Source organism: Aquimarina sp. MAR_2010_214 (assembly GCF_002846555.1).
Classification (GTDB): domain Bacteria; phylum Bacteroidota; class Bacteroidia; order Flavobacteriales; family Flavobacteriaceae; genus Aquimarina.
The window spans coordinates 3610784-3629493 of record NZ_PJMS01000001.1 but is presented as its reverse complement, the minus strand read 5'-3'; the positions used below and the strand labels follow the sequence as shown (position 1 = coordinate 3629493).

Sequence of the window (18710 nt, the reverse complement as noted above, 5' to 3'; positions counted from 1 at the left end):
TTAAACAATGCATCATTATTTTTTAAATGCATCCATACTGTTCGAATAGAGGAAACAAGCCTAAATAGAAAATACTGGGGGTACCTTACAATTGCTTCACAGAATCTCTTTTTATTAAATGGGTAGGGGTCAAAATATAATTATTATCCGCAATTGTTTTATTAATTTGATTGAATAAAAGTTCTATCGCCTTATCCCCTATTTTCTCATCAACATGAGATACTGTAGAAATTGGGGTATACAACAACTCTGAATAGTTGTTTTCATCGAATGAGATCAATGATAAATCCTCAGGAATACGAATGTTTTTTTCTTTTAAGGCTTTTAAAATACCCAGTGTTATCTGGTTTCCTGTAGAAAAAATTGCAGTTACCTTAGTTTTATCAATTTGTTCTATAATTTTCTTTGCTTGATCATACCCATTCTGAAATCCAAAATCATAACCGACAATAAGATCCGATCTATAAGGTAAGTTATTATCTTCTAATGCCTTTTTATACCCTTTAACTCTTTGCGTATTTTGAGAAGTTCCTATTAAACCTTGAATACAAGCAATATTTCTATGCCCATTTTTTATTAAATATTCATTTGCTTCGTAGGCTCCTTCTAGATCATTGGTGGATACATAAGGTATATCTATTCCTTCAAAAAATCTATCAACAAACACTAAGGGCATTCCGTTTTTATAAGATTTTAGCAAATGTTCATATTCCAAGCCAATTGGTACTATTACAACGCCATCTACATGCCAGTTCTCCATTAATTCTAAGGATTCTTTTTCTATATTAATGTCACCATTAGTATTGCATAAAAAGACATTATATTTTTTCTTTCTTGATTCTTCTTCTATTTTCATTGCAATTTTAGAGAACCATGGATTAGAAATATCAGGTATAATAAGACCTATTGTAAATGTTTTTTGTAAACGCAGGCTTTTTGCTATTTTATTAGGAGTGTAATCTAATTCTTTAGCTTTTTTGAGGATAATATCTCTTGTCTTGGTACTTATCCTATACTTTTTCCCTACTCCATTCATTACTCTAGAAACGGTTGAAACTGATACTCCCAAAGCATCAGCAATAGATTGAATGGTTACTTTATTTTTTGGCATTATTCTTCTTCCCTAGTAAATATTAAGATTTTTAAAGTGTATATCAAGCAACAAAGGTATAATTTCTTAATCAACATCGTTATCGTTTTATGTTTGTTAAAACAATCTCTAGTGATTACATAAACTCGTTTGTTAATTTACTATAATTTTTGGTCCTATGACTATCTATCATCTCAAAATTGTTTTTACGCCGTTTAATTACTTCTATAAATTACATATATACAGAATATTTTGTTTGGTTTGCATTTCTACATTTTTTCTAAACTAAAAACGTCCATGAAATTTCATGGACGTTTTTAGTTTAGAAAAGCTATTCGTAATTTCTACGATATTAATTCCAAATATTTTTTTCTAGCCTAACACTTCAGCTACTTTCTTTCCTATTTCTGCAGGAGAGTTTACTACATGAATTCCACATTCTCTCATGATTTCTTTTTTGGCTGCCGCAGTATCTTCGCTTCCACCGACAATAGCTCCAGCATGTCCCATAGTACGACCAGCAGGTGCAGTTTCACCAGCAATAAAACCTACAACAGGTTTAGAAGTTCCGCTTTCTTTTATCCATTTTGCAGCATCTGCCTCTAACTGACCTCCAATTTCACCAATCATAACCACACAGTCTGTTTCTGGATCATTGATTAATAATTCAACAGCTTCTTTTGTAGTAGTACCAATAATTGGATCTCCACCAATTCCTATTGCAGTAGTTATCCCAAGTCCTTGTTTTACAACTTGATCTGCTGCTTCATATGTTAGAGTACCCGATTTTGAAACAATACCTACATTTCCTTTTTTGAATACAAACCCTGGCATAATACCAACTTTTGCTTCTCCTGGAGTAATTACTCCTGGGCAATTTGGGCCAATAAGTCTACATTCTTTATCACTAATATAGTTTGATGCTGTAATCATATCTGCAACGGGAATACCTTCTGTAATTGTAATAATTACTTTTATTCCTGCATCAGCAGCTTCCATAATTGCATCTGCAGCAAAAGCTGGTGGTACAAAAATAATTGTAGTATCAGCACCTACTTCTCTAACTGCATCTTCTACGGTATTAAAAACGGGTTTATCCAAATGAGTTTGTCCTCCTTTTCCGGGGGTCACTCCTCCAACAACATTTGTTCCATACTCGATCATTTGACCTGCATGAAAAGTACCTTCACTACCTGTAAATCCTTGTACAATAATTTTTGAATCTTTATTAACTAAAACACTCATTGCGTTATGATTTTTTATTTTTTTAGAGCTTCAAAAGTAAGCTTTTGAAAATTATGGTTGAAATGAAAAACTAATTATTTTGAAATAAATGACATTATACTTTCAGAAGCATTATCTCCTTGTTGACTTATTTGATATCCTCTATATAATTTATCATTCTTAAGTCCCAAATTGCAATAAAATGAGCTAGGGGATCTTCTTTATCTGGTGTTTCAATAGTTTGAACAAAATATGTGTACCGTATAGTTACCGTATTTCCTTCGGCAATAAGGTGGCTAATTTCGCATCTTAAAGTTTCAAAAGACAAGGCCATTTCATTAAACATGGTCTTAATATCATTAAAATCTTTTTTGCTGAATCCAAAACTGCTATTCCAATACAATTCAATTTCAGGATGTAAATATTCAGAAAAGGCTTTAGTATCATGAATAAGATCTGCTTCATAAAAAGATCGTACTATATCCTTAACTGTTTTACTCATTTTTATTCAATTTGTCTATTAAATCAGGAATCTGTCGTATTGCAGCAATTTCCTTGTATTTTTTTCTAAAATCATCTGCAGGAGTCCCAAAATAACTTTTATTAGGTTCTAAAGATTTACTAACTCCTGATTGGGCAGAAATAACAGCCTTTGCTCCAATTGTAATAGCGCTAGTAATACCAACTTGCCCCCAGATTGTTACTTCATCTTCAATGACAACACAACCCGCAATACCAACTTGAGAAGCGATCAAACATTTTCTTCCAATAACTGTATCATGACCAACTTGTACTTGATTATCTATTTTGGTACCTTCTTTTATTATAGTATCTCCGGTAACTCCCTTATCTATAGTACATGAAGAACCCAAATCTACATAATCCTCTATTACTACACGTCCTCCAGAAATTAATTTATCAAATCCATGGGGTCTTTTCTGATAATAAAAAGCATCTGTTCCTAAAACAGTACCCGCATGTATAGTAACATTATTACCAATAATAGTATTATCATAAATACTAACATTGGCATGAATAAGGCAATTATCACCAATAATAACATTATTCCCGATAAAACTACCAGGCTGTATGGTTGTATTTTTACCAATTTTGGCTGTTTCTGAAATTAACGAATCAGCTTTTTTGAATGGTCTAAAATATGTGGTAAGTTTATTAAAATCTCTAAAAGGGTCATCCGAGATTAAAAGAGCTTTTCCTTCTGGGCATTCTACTTCTTTATTAATCAAAATTACTGTTGCCGCACTTTCCAATGCTTTATCATAATATTTGGGATGATCAACAAAAACGATATCTCCAGGAGAAACTACATGTATTTCATTCATCCCTAAAATCGGGAAATTAGAGTCCCCTACATACTCTGATGATATAATTGTAGCTATTTGTTGTAAGGTATGCGCTTGCGGAAATTTCATTCTAAAAATTCGGAATATAAAATGTTATTCTTTTATTCTTTCTTTATACGTTCCTTTTTCTGTTTCGACTTTAATTTTATCTCCTTCATTAATAAAAAGAGGTACCATTACTTCTGCTCCCGTTTCTACGGTAGCTGGTTTAGTCGCATTGGTAGCCGTATTTCCTTTAACACCAGGTTCTGTCGCTGTTACTTCAAGAATAACACTCGCAGGCATTTCTACAGAAAGAGGCATTTGGTCTTCAGAATTGATAATAACAGTTACCACTTCTCCTTCTTTTAATAATCCAGGAGCATCCAAAGTAGATTTCTCTAAAGTTATTTGATTATAATCTTCTGTATTCATAAAATGATACGTGTCTCCTTCTGCATACAGAAATTGAAATTTATGCGTTTCAACTCGCACATCGTCAATCTTATGACCTGCAGAAAATGTATTATCAATTACTTTTCCTGTAGTGACACTTTTTAACTTTGTACGTACAAAAGCAGGTCCTTTACCAGGTTTCACATGTAAAAATTCAATAACTTTAAAGATGTCGTGATTGTATTTGATACACAATCCATTTCTTATATCACTAGTACTTGCCATTATTCTTTAATTTCTTATGATTATTATCTGTATCGAATTACCTAATTAGAAAAATATCCTTTCATAATTCCTCTCTGAGAGTTTTTAATAAATTCTAAAACCTCATCTCTTTCTGGAGTTGCTTCCATTTCGGCTTCAATAATTGCTACTGCTTGAGTATTATTATAATTCTGTTGATATAATATTCGATAAATATTTTGTATTTCTCTTATTTTCTCTGTTGAGAAACCTCTTCGGCGCAGTCCTATAGAGTTAATCCCAACATATGATAAAGGTTCTCTGGCAGCTTTAACAAATGGAGGTACATCTTTACGTACTAATGACCCTCCTGTTACAAATGCGTGATTACCAATACTACAAAACTGTTGTACCGCAGCCATACCCGCCAAAACTACATAATCACCAACATTGATGTGACCTGCTAATGTACTATTATTAGAGAATATACAATTATCACCAACAATGCAATCGTGGGCTATATGGCAATATGCCATAATCCAACAATTCTTTCCTATTTTGGTTTTCATTCTATCGGTCGTTCCTCTATTGATTGTAACACATTCCCGAATTGTAGTATTATCTCCAATTTCAGTTATAGTATCTTCATCATTAAATTTTTTATCCTGGGGAGTAGCAGAAATAACGGCTCCTGGAAAAATACTACAATTTTTCCCTATGCGCGCTCCTTCCATAATAGTAACATTAGAACCTATCCAGGTTCCTTCTCCTATCACTACATTATTATGTATAGTTGTAAAAGGTTCTATTACAACATTCTTTGCAATTTTTGCTCCTGGATGAACGTATGCTAACGGTTGATTCATCTATTTTTTATTGATTATTTTGATTTTACAATTTGTGCCATAAGTTCTGCCTCGGTAACTAATTTTCCATTAGCATAAGCAAAGGCTTGCATATGACATATACCGCGACGAATAGGTGTTATCAATTCTAATTTAAATATCAAAGTGTCACCTGGTAATACTTGCTGTTTGAATTTCACCTTATCTATTTTCATAAAATAGGTAAGGTAATTTTCTGGATCTGGTACTGTACTTAATGCTAAAATTCCACCTGTCTGAGCCATAGCTTCAATCTGAAGTACTCCAGGCATTACTGGTGCACCTGGAAAATGTCCTACAAAAAAAGGCTCATTCATAGTTACATTCTTAAGACCAACTACGTGCTTATCAGACATTTCTAAAATCCTGTCTATTAATAAGAAAGGAGGTCTATGCGGAAGCATACCCATTATCTTATTAATATCCATTAAAGGCTCTTTTGAAAGATCAAATTGAGGAACTTTATTACGTTTTTCAATTTTTATAATCTTCGAAAGTTTTTTAGCAAACTGGGTATTCACATAGTGCCCTGGTTTATTAGCTATAATTTTACCTCTAATCCTAGTTCCTATTAATGCTATATCTCCTATAACATCCAATAGTTTATGACGTGCTGCCTCGTTTGGGTAATGTAATGTTAAATTATCCAAAATACCATTAGGCTTTATAGCGATAGATTCTTTTCCGAAGGCTACTTTAAGTTTTTCCATTGTGCTTGGACTTAATTCCTTATCCACATACACTATAGCATTATTTAAGTCTCCTCCTTTAATCAGACCATGTTCTAATAACATTTCTAACTCGTGTAGAAAACTAAAAGTTCTAGCATCGGCAATTTCCTTTTTAAAATCTGAAAGATGTTTTAAAGAAGCATTTTGAGTCCCTAAAACTTTGGTTCCAAAATCTACCATAGTTGTCACCTGATATTCATCAGATGGCATTACAATAATTTCACTACCAGATTCTTCATCGATATAAGAGATCACATCTTTTACGATATACTCTTCTCTTTCTGATTCTTGTTCTACAATACCAGCTTGTTCCAGAGCTTCGATAAAAAACTTACTAGAACCATCCATAATTGGGGGTTCTGATGCATTTAACTCTATCAAAAGATTATCGATTTCTAATCCTACACAAGCAGCAAGTACGTGTTCTGATGTCTGAATGCTAACTCCATTTTTCTCTAAATTTGTCCCTCGTTGTGTATTTACAACGTAATTAGCATCAGCCTCAATAATAGGACTACCTTCTAGATCAATTCTGCAAAATGCATAGCCATGATTCTCGGGTGCCGGTTTAAAAGTTAACGTTACTTCTTTTCCAGTATGTAAGCCTACACCTGTAAGCTTTACCTCCTTATTAATGGTTCTTTGTTTGCCTACGACAATATTACTCATTGTTGTTTGTCTTTTTCTCTAGTTTGTATACTCTATCCACTATTTTGGGAAGATTTTTAAAATGCACATAAGATTTATTAAAGTCAGAATATCCTAAAGCGGGAGAACCTTGAATAGCTTCTCCATCTTTTATATTTCTTCCTATACCTGATTGCGCTTGAATTCTTACATTATTACCAATAACAAGGTGACCCGCAATACCTACTTGTCCACCAATCAAGCAATGTTTACCTATTTTGGTAGATCCTGCGATCCCTGTCTGAGCAGCAATTGCTGTATGTTCTCCTATTTCTACATTATGAGCAATTTGTATTTGATTGTCTAGTTTTACTCCTGTACGAATGATTGTAGATCCTAGTGTAGCTCTATCAATCGTTGTACCGGCTCCTACATCGACATTATTTTCTATTACAACATTACCTGTTTGGGGTACTTTACTATATTCTCCTTTTTCATTTGGTGTAAATCCAAAACCATCTGCTCCTACTATAGCTCCGCTATGAATTACACAGTCATTTCCAATTATGGTTTCCGAATATATTTTTGCTCCGGCAAAAACAATTACATTATCACCAATTGTTACATTATCTCCAATATACACATTAGGAAAAATCTTAGCATTTTCACCAATTTTAGCATTATCTCCTATATAAGAAAATGCACCAAAATAAATATTTTCTCCAAAAGATGCAGTTTCAGAAATAAAACTCGGTTGTTCTATTCCTGCTTTATTCATCTTTACCATATTATAATACTCTAGCAATTGGGAAAAAGCTTTATATGCATCATCTACTCTAATAAGAGTTGTTTTAATTTCGGACTCTGCCTCAAAGCTTTTATCTACGATCGTTATTGATGCATCAGTAGAATAGATATATTGGGTGTATTTAGGATTTGACAAAAAGGTTAACGAACCTTTAGTTCCTTCCTCAATTTTAGCTAGTTTGGATACTTCAACGGTTTCATCCCCTTCGATTTCTCCGTTCAAAATACCCGCAATTTGTGTGGCTGTAAAAATCATTCTAGCAAAAGTATAAAAAATGTGTTAATGTTTGTGCTTTGGATAGCACATAAAATATTTGGTTACTGGTTTTGATAGGGCTTCAAGATTAAACTCATCAGTAGCTTTAACTACATCTATAATTTTTTTTGACTTATATAAAATATTTATATTCTGTTTATTAAGGTGATATGCTTGGTTAGAAATAGTCCCTTCAAAAATAAAATAACGAGCTTCTTCGTCAGAAATTTTATATTGTTTCTTGAATTTTTCGATATGATTTTCTTTTTTATGACTCTGAAAAGGTTTCTTTTTAACTTTTATTTTCAAAAGATCCCTGTCAATAATCATTGATGACAACATACTTAGAACAAAATCTTCTGAACGAGACCATTCTTTCATTGCAGAAATAATATCGTAATCATCTAACCTAGAAAATGTTTCCAAAACTTCAGAAGTAAAGTTTTTTGCTGTTATCTTATTTTCGAGAAAAAATGTTAATGCTTCACTAGCTTTTAGTGTCACTCCAGTTTCTACTAATTCTTTAGCTCTTTTCAATACTCTAATTAATAAATTCTCTGCTACCAAACTTGTTTTATGAAGATATACCTGCCAATACATCAAACGTCTTGCTAGCAAAAATTTCTCAACAGAATAAATCCCTTTTTCCTCTACCACCAATTCATCATCTACTACGGTAAGCATCGTAATCAAGCGTTCACTATTGATGTTTCCTTCGGCTACACCGGTATAAAAACTGTCTCGTTTCAGGTAATCTAAACGATCCATATCTAATTGACTCGAAATCAACTGATGTAAAAAATTACGATGATATTCTCCTTTAAAAATCTGAATTGCCAGCGTTAAACTACCGTTAAATTCTTCATTAATTTTCTCCATAAACATAAGAGAAATTGATTCATGATTCACCTCATTAACGATACTGTGTTCCATCGCATGAGAAAAAGGACCATGCCCAATATCATGTAATAAGATGGCTACATAAAGAGCTTCTTCTTCTTCTTCAGAAATATTAACTCCCTTAAAACCAAGAACTCTCACAGCTTTTTGCATAAGATGCATACATCCTAAAGCATGGTGAAATCTTGTATGATGTGCTCCCGGATATACCAAATATGAGAGTCCCATCTGAGATATACGACGTAACCTCTGAAAATACCTATGTTCGATTAGATCAAAAATTAGTTCATTAGGTATCGTAATAAAACCGTAAATTGGGTCGTTTAATATTTTAAGCTTATTTCTTTTTTTCAAGTTTATCTTGCATTTACGGAAGCAAATATACATATATGCTAGGCATATAAAACATTTCAAAATGAATTTAAATTATTAAAGTTTTCTTAGTAACGTGAATAAATAGGCTATATATTAAGTTTATAAATAAAAAAAATAAAAATTGATGAGTAAAATAAAGATACTTTGGGTTGATGATGAGATTGATTTGCTTAAACCACATATATTATTTTTGGAACAGAAAAATTATGATGTTACAAAATGCCAAAGTGGTACTGAAGCATTAGATATAATAGATGATGATAATTTTGATATCATTTTTTTGGATGAAAACATGCCTGGTCTTTCTGGAATAGAGACATTATCAGAAATTAAGGAAAAAGAAGATAGTATTCCTGTAGTAATGATTACCAAAAGTGAAGAGGAATATATCATGGAAGAGGCAATTGGTAGTAAGATCGCTGATTATCTTATTAAACCAGTTAATCCAAATCAAATACTTCTAAGTTTAAAGAAGAATTTGGATAATTCTCGTTTGGTTTCAGAAAAAACCACAGCCAACTATCAACAGGAGTTTAGAAAAATAGCTATGGATATGGCTATGGTAAATTCTTATGAAGAGTGGTCTGATTTATATCAGAGACTAATTTACTGGGAATTACAACTAGAGAATATTGAAGATACCGGGATGTTCGAAATTTTGGAATCACAAAAAGTGGAAGCTAATTCTCAATTTTGCAAATTTATCGATAAAAATTATCCCGATTGGTTTGATAAAAAAAACGAAGCTCCAATAATGTCTCACACTCTATTTAGAGAAAAAGTAGTACCCGAAATTAGCAAAAAACAATCCACTCTTTTGGTTGTAATTGATAATCTACGGTATGACCAATGGAAAGCTTTTGAGCCTATTATAAATAATTATTACAAAAAAGAACAAGAAGTTTCATATTGCAGTATTCTGCCAACAGCAACACAATATGCCAGGAATTCAATTTTTTCTGGGCTTATGCCTTCTGAAATGAAAAAAATGCATCCTGATCTCTGGTTAGACGATACAGATGAAGGAGGAAAAAACATGCATGAGAATGATTTTCTAACTGCACAATTAAAACGATTGGGCATGGATATCAAACATGAATATTATAAAATCACTAATGAAAGATCAGGAAAAACTTTAGCTGCAAATTTCAAAGGACTAAAAGACAATGACTTAACAGTCGTAGTATACAATTTTGTGGATATGCTTTCTCATAGCAAAACGGAAATGGAAGTTATTAAAGAACTTGCCTCAAACGACAAATCATATAGATCTTTGACTCAAAGTTGGTTTAAAAACTCTCCTTTACTAGAAATGATCCAGCAAGCGCAACAACTAGGGTTCAAATTACTTATAACCACAGACCATGGTACGATAAATGTAAAAAATCCTTCTAAAGTGATAGGTGATAAAAATACAAGTCTTAATCTTCGATATAAGACAGGAAAAAGCCTTACTTATGAAAGAAAAGAAGTTTTGGAAGCCACAAACCCAAAAACTGTACATTTACCATCTATAAATATGAGTAGTTCTTTTATTTTTGCAAAAGGAGATTATTTCTTTGCATATCCCAATAACTATAATCATTATGTTGGGTATTATAGAAACACATACCAACATGGTGGCGTTTCGTTAGAAGAAATGATCATTCCTTTTATAGTATTAAATCCTAGATAACTTTAAAGTTTTTGTAGCGTATTTTGGATTTATAGAATAGAATTATTGAAATGACAATAGAATATACCTTGCAGGATCTTCCTGATGTAGCAGAAAAAATAATCTCGAATGTAACGAGCAAAATAATTCTCTTTGATGCAGAAATGGCAGTTGGAAAAACTACTTTGATAAAAGAAATATGTAAACATCTGGGGGTAAAAGATATTATCTCCAGTCCAACCTATTCATTGGTAAATGAATATGAAAGTAAAGAAGGTTTAGTATATCATTTTGATTTTTATAGAATAAAAGAAGAAGAAGAAGCGTATCAAATAGGATTTGAAGAGTATTTAGATTCTGATGCATGGGTTTTTATAGAATGGCCAAAAAAAGTTAACAGATTATTGCCAGAAAACTGTGTTACTATCACTATCGATTTACTTGATGATAAAAAGCGGGTTCTCTCGTTCTAGAAATATTGATTATTGAATTTATATTATCAAATAAGTAATCCTATTTGTTTTCTTGGCATTTTTATTCGTAATTTGAGTTACAGAATTTCACGCAAATGAGTACACCAAAATCTCCTTTTACTAAAGAGCAGCTGCTACCACAGGAGGAAATGATCGAAGTAGCCCGCAAAAAAGGAAAACTTTTTATTGGAATCCCAAAAGAAACCCACTATCAAGAAAAGCGAGTATGCCTTACACCAGATGCTGTAGCTGCATTAACAGCACATGGTCATAGAGTTTTATTAGAAACCAATGCTGGTATTGGAGCTAGTTTTACCGATAGAGATTATAGTGAAGCAGGTGCAGAAATCACTAATGACAAAAGAAAAGTTTTTGGATGTCCGATTATCCTAAAAGTAGAACCACCTTCTTTAGAAGAGCTTGAATATATAAATCCGCAAACTGTATTAATTTCTGCGCTACAACTTAAAACACAGTCTAAAGAATATTTTCAAGGACTTGCAAAAAAAAGAATTACAGCTCTTGGTTTTGAGTTTATTCGAGATATTGATGGTGCCTATCCTGCTGTAAGAGCACTTAGCGAGATTGCAGGAACAGCAGCAGTACTCATTGCTTCAGAATTGATGAGTAGTGTTACAACTCTGGGGTCAGGATTAATGATGGGTAATATTAGTGGTGTACCTCCTGTAGAAGTTGTTATTCTTGGCGCAGGTACTGTTGGCGAGTTTGCTGCACGTTCGGCTATTGGGCTAGGTGCAAATGTAAAGGTCTTTGACAACTCTATTACCAAACTTCGTTGTATACAAACTAATGTAGGCAGGCCGTTATACACATCCACTATTCAACCAAAAAATCTATTAAAAGCGCTACGCCGTTGTGATGTGGTAATTGGAGCTATAAGAGGAAAAAATCGTGCTCCGATTTTAGTTACAGAAACAATGGTAGAAGCTATGAAACAGGGATCAGTAATTATTGATGTAAGTATAGACATGGGCGGATGTTTTGAAACAAGTGAAGTTACTTCTCACGACCACCCTACTTTTGAAAAACATGGGGTTATACATTATTGCGTACCCAACATCCCTTCTCGATATGCCAGAACATCTTCATTATCGATAAGCAATATCTTTACACCTTATTTATTACAAATTGGTGATGAAGGAGGAATAGAAAATGCCGTACGCTTTGATCGTGGACTTAAGAATGGATTATATTTTTATCATGGAATTTTGACCAGCAAACCTATTGCTGATTGGTTTGACCTTTCTTATAGAGATATAAACCTATTAATTTTATAGCATTTATGTGCTACTTTTTTTACAGTAAACTTTGCAACTCATAAGAGTATGATTCTTTAAAACTTTACTTACTTTTGGCATCATAATATTGCATTCTGTTTATGAAATTAGCACAACGATTATTTTATTACTTAGGTGGGTTTGCCATCGGTCTTATTCTTTTATTTTTCTTTTTGGGTGGAAAAAAAGCTTCCTGTGATTATGGTCCTTCGGCTAGGGTTCTTAAAAACATCAGAATAAAGAAAAAAACTTTTTCTGAACAAGCATCAGACAACATGTTGAAATACCAAATAGACACTGTGGATATTGCTTTATTATTAACAAATGGAGATGTAAGTTTTTCTAAAAGTAATACCAAACTAGATTCCTGCAAAATCTATTTCATTGAAGGTTCTGTTAAAGAAAAAAATATTAGCATGCTTATTGAAAATTGTGATTCTATTGCCAGAGTTAATGTGTTGGATATTATTCAATAATTTAACTATACTTACATCCTTATCGGAAGTTCTACGCAAATTACCGTACCAATACCATAATTAGAATCTATTTTTATAAGCCCATTATTATCTGATATTCTTTGTTTTATACTTCTTAATCCAACTCCCGAATTATTTTTTTTAGTATTAAAACCTCTACCATTATCTTCAACTATCATATTCACTATATTACTTTCTTCATGAATTGCAATATTTATGGATACTTCGGTCGCCTGGGCATGCTTACTTATATTAGTTATCAATTCTTGAATAATTCTATAAATTGTTAATTGTAGACTTTCTGATATACTATTTAGTTTTTTCTCAGGATGAATATAATATTTATACTCTATATCTTTACTGGTAGAAAAACCAACTAGTTCTTTCATTAAATCTGTGAAATACAAGTGATTAATATTTTTTGGCATTAAATCATGAGAAATAGATCGAATTTCATTATAGGTAGAATCTACACTAGCAATTATAGGTTCTAACTCTGAAGGCAACCTATTCTTTATACGATTCAATCGCATTTTGATAGCAGCTAAATTCCCTCCAATGCCATCATGTAAATCTTTTGAAATTCTTTCTCGTTCTTTATTTTGCCCATCGACATAGGCCCTAATTTTTTGTAATTTATGTGTATCTAATAAATTATTAACTTTTTCTTCGTTTAGTTCTTTCTGATTAACATATAAGAATTTTTGACTCTTCAATCGCTGTATATACATAAACAATATGACACTTAATAATATGACCAACACCACAGCAATAACAATATGTGTTCTTTGTGTAAGCACTAACTCTTTTTGACGTGCTATTTCTAATTCTTTTTTTGAAGTTTCGTATCTGGTTTCAATTTCAAATATTTTCTTATTCTGTTCTATTTTATACAAACTATCAATCGCATTTCTATATCGCTTAACATATCGTCTAACATTTTTCATATCGGATTGTAAAGCGTATACAAACATCATATTATTTGCTACTGTAGAAAGTGTTTGATAATTACCTGTCTTTTTTGCTAGTTTCTCTGATTCTTTTAAATAAACAAGTTCTTCTTCATAATTCTTTTCTTCATGAAATATTGCTGATAAATTAGCCAATACCATGCTATATAAATTCATATAGCCTGATTCTTTGGTCGTTTTCCGGGCTTCAATCCAATATTCCTTTGCATTTTTATATTCATCTAATTGATAATGTATAGCGCCTAAATTTATCAACATACTACATATATTATAATTATCTTCCTGTTTTTTATACAGTTCTAAGCTTTTTAAAAGATTAGCTTTTCCTATATCATAATCCTTATTACTATATTGGATTAATCCCAAAGAGTTATAAGCAGCTGCTAGTAAATGATCTAATTTTGTTTCTTCAATGATAAGCTGTAGATAATGCTTTGCTTTATCGAAACTTCCTAATTCTCTGTGTACTTCAGATAGTTTATAATACAACTCATGTTTTTGTTTTGGATTTGGGTTGTTTTCTATTTGTTTTAATGCTTCAAAAATTAACTCTACAACCCTTTCCTGATCTCCACGTACACTATTTAATTGACTCATTTTTATCACTGAAAAAGCAAACAAAGTATCACTATCAACAGTTCTACTTATATCAAGAGCTTTGTCATAAAACACAACTGCAGAATCTGACTTCGCTAAATTCTCATAAGCGGTGGCTAGTTTTACATAACTACTAACCATATAGGTACTATTTTTAGATTTTACACTATAATTTATCATCTTTCGGGCATGTACCAATGCTTTATCAGATGACTCGTTTTCAATACTATCAAATTGTCTCTCAAGAGTTTTGAAATAATTCTGCTGACTATACAGATGGGACGTTGAAAGAATAAAAACTAGGGCAAGAATACGGTTATGAATATAATTCATTACACAAAAATAAAGTTAGGTTTATTTACATTGTAGTTGCACTCATAAAAAGAAATAAATGAGTTAGGTGGTAATATACTAATTGTTTAGGTATAAAATTAATCTCCAAAAGGAATTCGGACAAAAATATCCGAAAAAAGATCGTTTTTACAGATTTACGGTCATATTTAGAACAAAATCATAAAAAGTTAATACATGAAAGTTGTATAAAATTAAGGAGTTTATAATGAAGGAGAATTTACAAGTCCACAACTTTTCTTCCAAAATGTAGAGACTCGACTTCGAACCCTTTATTTAAATATAAACGATACGCATCTTTTCTTTGGAAACCAGAATCTAAGGAAACATGGTTATACTTATTTTTTTGCTTAGTCTTTAATCCAATCCAACAATAGTCCTGCGTATCCATTTCTCTTATGATTTGAATTCGTTACTAAGTGATCAATATAAAGCATTTTACCACTAAAGAAAAAATTTAACGTTCTGAAACCTGCTATAGCAAAAGCAAGTTTATCATTCCCAATAAAAACGATTTGATACCCTTCATCTAGTTGATTTATGAGCTTCTGTTTTACAGTTACGCAGTTTAAATTTGGCCTTAACTCCAAAAGTGTGGGAATCAATACTTCTATATCTTTAAGTTGGGCAATGCGTATTTCCATCTTTAATCCTTATGTTTTTAAGTTGAGTTTTGTAATGAAAGATAACTTCATGGTATACACCCAATACTTTTTTCCTAAACGTTTAATTTCTTTTACTCTTTTAAATCCTTTTTTCTCATACATGACCCGAGCAGCATTCATAAATTCTGATGTGTGCAGAGCAATGGTTTTTTCTCCATTCTTTTTTGCATAGGCTAAACAGAGATTAACTAGTTCTTTTCCTATCCCATGACCTCGATATTTTGGATCAACTCCCAAGAATCGTATATAACACCAATCAGATTCGTACAATTCTGTTGGATTTCCATTTGGAATGAAATAAATCATCCCAGCTATATCTGAATCTATTTCACAAATAAAAATTTTACTAATTTCTATCAGGTTTAATACATTTTCTTCGCTTTCCAAAATAGCACTCAACGTATTCCAGTTCTCTGTACTTAATGCATTTGAATACTCTGCATATGAAATTTTCCCTAATTGTCGTAATCCTTCCAGGTCATTTATATCAGCTACTCTATACTTCAAATCTTTACTCATTTAAACTATTTCAGTTTAGTTTTCATTGCCCAAAACTCAAAAGTTTCATCCCCAATAGTAAAATTGTGTTCTCCAGCAATTTGATAGCCTTTCTTTTTATAAAAAGTAACAGCTTGTTTTTTTAGTTTGAGATTAGACAACCATATACAATTGTATTTATTATCAATAGCAGCCTGTACAATACATTTATGTAACTTCCCTCCTATACCTTTTGCTTCATATCCCTGCAGCAAATATATACGTTGAAGCTTACAAGTATGCTCTCCATCAATAAATTCTAAAGGAGAATCTAATTTTAATTTAGCATACCCTATTGGTAATGAATTATAAGCATCAGTAACCAGCCAATATAGGTTTTCGGGTTTTATCAAACTACTTTTAATTTTATCAATAGAAAAAGCTCCATCCAAATAACTTACCAGGTTATTCTTATTATTAAAAAATTCTCCATAGGATTCATCAAAAGTCTTTCTTCCTAAAGATGAAATTTTTTCTGCATCCTTTATTGTTGCTCTTCTTATATCAACCATTACTTTATTTATCTTTTCCTTGGTTCTATGTCAGTAAATTCTTTTAAAATCTCTTTAAAGGCATTTTCATCAATTGGTTTGTATACTATTCTTGAGCTTACAGGGTGTTTTTCGACACAATTACCTGTCAGACAATTTACAGGTCGAGTTGGTCTTTTTTCAAAACCACCTCCACAATTAGGACATACATTATATAGAATAGTATCTACACAGCTAATGCAAAAAGTACATTCATAAGAACAAATCATCGCCTCATCACTATCATTAGGTAAAGTTTTATTGCAATGCTCACAACTGGGCTTTATTTCTAACATATCTTTTGTTTTTCATGTTTTGTATTGCTTTAGTGCACTTTGTATTTGTTGCTCTTCAGTAGTTTCTGGATACAAAATATATTTTGGTGCTAGTATTCGCTTTACTTCTTTAACAACAATATTTGTAATAGTCGCGAATGGAAACTTACCTCCCGTTATCTGTAACAAAGGGGCTTGGATGGTATCATAATCAGTATCATCCTTTCCTACAATATTAGCCACTCCTTTTAACTGAAAACCTTTTTGAATAAAAACATCTATAAAGCTTACACATATATTATTATTTTCTTTAATATTTTTCACCGTTTGAGGAGAAGCAATATTGGCAATAATAATATTAGTATTTCCATAATATGTAAAAACTTCTTTGGGTGATACATTAGGAATATTATCCAATGAAGATGTAGCTAGCCAACATAAAACACTTTTATCAACATATTTTTTTATTTCGGCAGTAATCATTTCCAGTATTATTTTTTATTTTTCGTTTTTCGTTTGGTTGTCTTACATTATCTTATAGGTAACTATTTTTTGTATCCAATACAAAATCTATAATACTATCAACATGAATTTTTACTGTATCAAAAACAGGTATCGTAAAATCGTTTTTTCCAATTAACATAGGAATTTCTGTACATCCTAAAACAATTCCCTCGGCTCCTCTTTGAATTAATTGTTCTGAAACCTGAATCATTTTTTTTCTAGATTCTCCTACAACAAGTCCTTTGCCAAGTTCCTCTTTCACTATATATTGAATTGTATCTATATCAGCTTTTTCTTTGGGAATCAAAACTTCTATATTGTTTTCTTCTAATTTTTTTTTGTAAAAATTCATTTCCATTGTGAATTTAGTTCCCAATAATGCAACTCTAGACAGTTTTTGGTTTTTTATTGCATGCGCTGTATTTGTGACAATATGAATTATTGGAACATTAATTTTAGATTGTATTTCATCCGCAAATAAATGAGCCGTATTAGCACATAATGCAATTGCATCTACACCACTAGAAATTAAACTTTTACATGCTTTATATATGAGATCAAAAGAATTTGTCCAGGTTTTTCTCTGAACATCTGCAAAATTTAAAGAGTATATTATACATTCTACCGATTCCAAACCACCCAATTTCTGATTAATCCCTTCATTAATATATTTGTAATAATCTAAAGTTGAAGTCCAACTAATTCCTCCAACGAGTCCTATTTTCTTCATTTTGATTTTTATTATTAAAAGTCTTGTACCAAGTACACAAGAGGAATTTTTCCTTAATCAAATTTTTATCTTTTATTATTCCTTACATAGTTTAGCACTGCTTTTGGTACTTCTATATCTTTTGGTAGATCAGTATCTGAAATTGCTTCAAAAGCTACTTGTTTGATAGGAATTACCCCTGCCCATATTGGCAAATTGAGATCGGCAGGTTCATCATTCACTCCTTCTGCCCTTATTTTTGCCGAAGCTGTTTCTATAGTAATCTCTAATACCAAAGTTGCCTTAAATTCCTTTTCGTTTGGTTGTCTTACATTGTTCCAATGATCAGGAATCATATGATTTAGTATATACTCCAGAGCATTCATTTTTTCTTGATGATCTTCTACTTTTTTCACTTTACCAAATATATTGACCGATCTGTAATTTGCAGAATGATGAAAAGCAGACCTTGCCAATACCAACCCATCAAGATGTGTTATCGATACACTTGCCTCTCCTGCGTCTAATAAGCTTAACATCATTCGGTTTTTAAGTGATCCGTGTATATAAATTTTATCATCCTTTCTGGCATATGCTGTAGGGATCACAATAGCTTGATTATTATACACATACCCTATGTGACATAAAAATGCATCATCTAATATAGTATTAATAGTATCTATATCATAATTTGCTCTTTTTGGTCCTCGAACTACCTTATTAAGTCCTGAAATTGAATATTCTGCCATAATTTTTTTTATTTCTCACTCAAAAATAATAGTTTTATGGTACGT

21 protein-coding genes are annotated in these 18710 nt (G+C 31.8%); 4 read left to right on the top strand and 17 right to left on the bottom strand.

Features of this window, described 5'->3' with window-relative positions:
• Positions 1-85 precede the first annotated feature (85 nt).
• The 9 genes from ATE84_RS15570 to ATE84_RS15530 all read right to left on the bottom strand — a co-directional run bounded on the left by ATE84_RS15570 (position 86) and on the right by ATE84_RS15530 (position 8855).
• Positions 86-1111, bottom strand: a complete 1026-nt coding sequence (locus ATE84_RS15570) for a LacI family DNA-binding transcriptional regulator (RefSeq protein WP_101448838.1) — start codon at positions 1109-1111, stop codon at positions 86-88.
• Positions 1112-1462: 351 nt separating this feature from the next.
• Positions 1463-2335, bottom strand: coding sequence for a succinate--CoA ligase subunit alpha (sucD, locus tag ATE84_RS15565; protein ID WP_101448837.1), 873 nt, complete (start codon positions 2333-2335; stop codon positions 1463-1465).
• A 127-nt stretch (positions 2336-2462) separates the two neighbouring features.
• The gene (locus ATE84_RS15560) at positions 2463-2816 is read right to left on the bottom strand and encodes a nuclear transport factor 2 family protein (protein WP_233195825.1); all 354 of its coding nucleotides are present in this window, start codon (positions 2814-2816) and stop codon (positions 2463-2465) included.
• Positions 2809-3747, bottom strand: coding sequence for a UDP-3-O-(3-hydroxymyristoyl)glucosamine N-acyltransferase (lpxD, locus tag ATE84_RS15555; RefSeq protein WP_101448836.1), 939 nt, complete (start codon positions 3745-3747; stop codon positions 2809-2811). The genes ATE84_RS15560 and lpxD (ATE84_RS15555) overlap by 8 nt, the downstream gene beginning before the upstream one ends.
• A gap of 24 nt (positions 3748-3771) precedes the next feature.
• A complete protein-coding gene (efp, locus tag ATE84_RS15550; protein WP_101448835.1) occupies positions 3772-4338 on the bottom strand; it encodes an elongation factor P in 567 nt (188 codons plus the stop codon).
• A 41-nt stretch (positions 4339-4379) separates the two neighbouring features.
• Positions 4380-5162 carry an acyl-ACP--UDP-N-acetylglucosamine O-acyltransferase gene (gene lpxA, locus ATE84_RS15545; RefSeq protein WP_101448834.1) on the bottom strand — a complete coding sequence of 261 codons (783 nt, stop codon included), beginning with the start codon at positions 5160-5162 and terminating at the stop codon, positions 4380-4382.
• 14 nt (positions 5163-5176) lie between these two features.
• Positions 5177-6580 (bottom strand): bifunctional UDP-3-O-[3-hydroxymyristoyl] N-acetylglucosamine deacetylase/3-hydroxyacyl-ACP dehydratase, encoded by a 1404-nt coding sequence (locus tag ATE84_RS15540; RefSeq protein WP_101448833.1) that lies wholly within the window; start codon positions 6578-6580, stop codon positions 5177-5179.
• Positions 6573-7601, bottom strand: coding sequence for a UDP-3-O-(3-hydroxymyristoyl)glucosamine N-acyltransferase (gene lpxD, locus ATE84_RS15535; protein ID WP_101448832.1), 1029 nt, complete (start codon positions 7599-7601; stop codon positions 6573-6575). The genes ATE84_RS15540 and lpxD (ATE84_RS15535) overlap by 8 nt, the downstream gene beginning before the upstream one ends.
• Before the next feature lie 24 nt (positions 7602-7625).
• On the bottom strand, positions 7626-8855 hold the full coding sequence (locus ATE84_RS15530; protein WP_101448831.1) for an HD domain-containing protein: 1230 nt from the start codon (positions 8853-8855) through the stop codon (positions 7626-7628).
• Between the two features lie 145 nt (positions 8856-9000).
• Between ATE84_RS15530 and ATE84_RS15525 the strand changes: the two genes are divergently transcribed.
• The 4 genes from ATE84_RS15525 (at position 9001) to ATE84_RS15510 (ending at position 12777) form a co-directional block, all read left to right on the top strand.
• Positions 9001-10551, top strand: coding sequence for a bifunctional response regulator/alkaline phosphatase family protein (locus tag ATE84_RS15525; protein WP_101448830.1), 1551 nt, complete (start codon positions 9001-9003; stop codon positions 10549-10551).
• A gap of 50 nt (positions 10552-10601) precedes the next feature.
• Positions 10602-11003: a tRNA (adenosine(37)-N6)-threonylcarbamoyltransferase complex ATPase subunit type 1 TsaE gene (gene tsaE, locus ATE84_RS15520; RefSeq protein ID WP_101448829.1), complete on the top strand. Its 402-nt coding sequence runs from the start codon at positions 10602-10604 to the stop codon at positions 11001-11003.
• 95 nt (positions 11004-11098) lie between these two features.
• Positions 11099-12301, top strand: coding sequence for an alanine dehydrogenase (locus ATE84_RS15515; protein ID WP_101448828.1), 1203 nt, complete (start codon positions 11099-11101; stop codon positions 12299-12301).
• Between the two features lie 101 nt (positions 12302-12402).
• Positions 12403-12777 (top strand): DUF4258 domain-containing protein, encoded by a 375-nt coding sequence (locus tag ATE84_RS15510; protein WP_101448827.1) that lies wholly within the window; start codon positions 12403-12405, stop codon positions 12775-12777.
• A gap of 11 nt (positions 12778-12788) precedes the next feature.
• On the opposite strand, the gene ATE84_RS15505 is transcribed toward ATE84_RS15510, so the two are convergent.
• The 8 genes from ATE84_RS15505 to ATE84_RS15470 form a co-directional block, all read right to left on the bottom strand.
• Positions 12789-14678 (bottom strand): ATP-binding protein, encoded by a 1890-nt coding sequence (locus tag ATE84_RS15505; RefSeq protein ID WP_101448826.1) that lies wholly within the window; start codon positions 14676-14678, stop codon positions 12789-12791.
• A 368-nt stretch (positions 14679-15046) separates the two neighbouring features.
• Positions 15047-15340 (bottom strand): hypothetical protein, encoded by a 294-nt coding sequence (locus ATE84_RS15500; protein ID WP_101448825.1) that lies wholly within the window; start codon positions 15338-15340, stop codon positions 15047-15049.
• Positions 15341-15349: 9 nt separating this feature from the next.
• Positions 15350-15880, bottom strand: coding sequence for a GNAT family N-acetyltransferase (locus tag ATE84_RS15495; protein ID WP_101448824.1), 531 nt, complete (start codon positions 15878-15880; stop codon positions 15350-15352).
• Positions 15881-15885: 5 nt separating this feature from the next.
• Positions 15886-16410, bottom strand: a complete 525-nt coding sequence (locus ATE84_RS15490; protein WP_101448823.1) for a GNAT family N-acetyltransferase — start codon at positions 16408-16410, stop codon at positions 15886-15888.
• An 8-nt stretch (positions 16411-16418) separates the two neighbouring features.
• On the bottom strand, positions 16419-16724 hold the full coding sequence (locus tag ATE84_RS15485; protein ID WP_101448822.1) for a DUF1272 domain-containing protein: 306 nt from the start codon (positions 16722-16724) through the stop codon (positions 16419-16421).
• Between the two features lie 12 nt (positions 16725-16736).
• On the bottom strand, positions 16737-17186 hold the full coding sequence (locus tag ATE84_RS15480) for a pyridoxamine 5'-phosphate oxidase family protein (protein WP_101448821.1): 450 nt from the start codon (positions 17184-17186) through the stop codon (positions 16737-16739).
• 52 nt (positions 17187-17238) lie between these two features.
• The gene (locus ATE84_RS15475) at positions 17239-17937 is read right to left on the bottom strand and encodes an aspartate/glutamate racemase family protein (RefSeq protein ID WP_101448820.1); all 699 of its coding nucleotides are present in this window, start codon (positions 17935-17937) and stop codon (positions 17239-17241) included.
• A 65-nt stretch (positions 17938-18002) separates the two neighbouring features.
• Positions 18003-18665 carry a pyridoxamine 5'-phosphate oxidase family protein gene (locus ATE84_RS15470; protein WP_101448819.1) on the bottom strand — a complete coding sequence of 221 codons (663 nt, stop codon included), beginning with the start codon at positions 18663-18665 and terminating at the stop codon, positions 18003-18005.
• Positions 18666-18710 lie beyond the last annotated feature (45 nt).